Here is an 800-nt window from a genome sequence, read left to right on the forward strand (position 1 = left end):
GAATATTTAGATTATGAAATTAAGGATATATATACGGTCGTTATTTTTTTAAAGATAAAAAATTAATTATCTGTGATGATAAATTTTATAGTTATAATATCTACTATGGTGGTATTTTGGATAAAGTTATTGATGATAGATAAGGTAATTTTATGACCATTTTAGACCAACTTATCAACCTAATGCTGGAAAAAGTAGAAGTAATCCCAGTGCCTAAACAAGAATTAGATGATTTTTTATCACAAAATAATATTGATATTTGTGATGAACATTATCAGTTTTTATTAAAATATGGGAATAGTGGGTTTTTAAGACAAGGATATGCATATTTAGATTTTGAAGAATTTCAAGATTATTATTTAAATGATGAGGTTTCAGAAGATATTTTGTTACCCTGTAATTGCGAATATTTAGGAATGGATTATTCAACAGAACTAATATGTTTTGATATTAAAGGAAAAAATATATATACCTTCGATTGCAGAAAAATTGAGCCTCCGCCATATTACGGTGGACTAAAAAAACTCTTATTTTTTTATTTATTTAAACTACTTATCGAAAAAGAATATTTTGATAAAATTGAAACAAACATAAAAATTAATCATATAGATGAATTTAAATCTAAATATTTAGATTATGAAATTAAGGATATATATATCTACAGTCGTTATTTTTTTAAAGATAACCAATTAATTATCTGTGATGATAAATTTTATAGTTATAATATCTACTATGGCGGTATTTTGGATAAAGTTATTGATGATAGATAAAGAGGTTGATGGGAGATGTCGCAAGAGCAG

1 protein-coding gene is annotated in these 800 nt (G+C 24.4%); it reads left to right on the forward strand.

The window, feature by feature from the left end:
• Positions 1-152: 152 nt before the first annotated feature.
• Complete coding sequence (locus ACZBKJ_RS09880; RefSeq protein WP_463200924.1) at positions 153-770, forward strand: hypothetical protein; 618 nt, start codon at positions 153-155, stop codon at positions 768-770.
• Positions 771-800: the final 30 nt, after the last annotated feature.

This window comes from Moraxella sp. I5G, assembly GCF_055193055.1.

Bases quoted from the DNA above. Each gene is read 5' to 3' on its own strand.
- ACZBKJ_RS09880 (WP_463200924.1), top strand. From the start codon at position 153: ATGACCATTTTAGACCAACTTATCAACCTAATGCTGGAAAAAGTAGAA.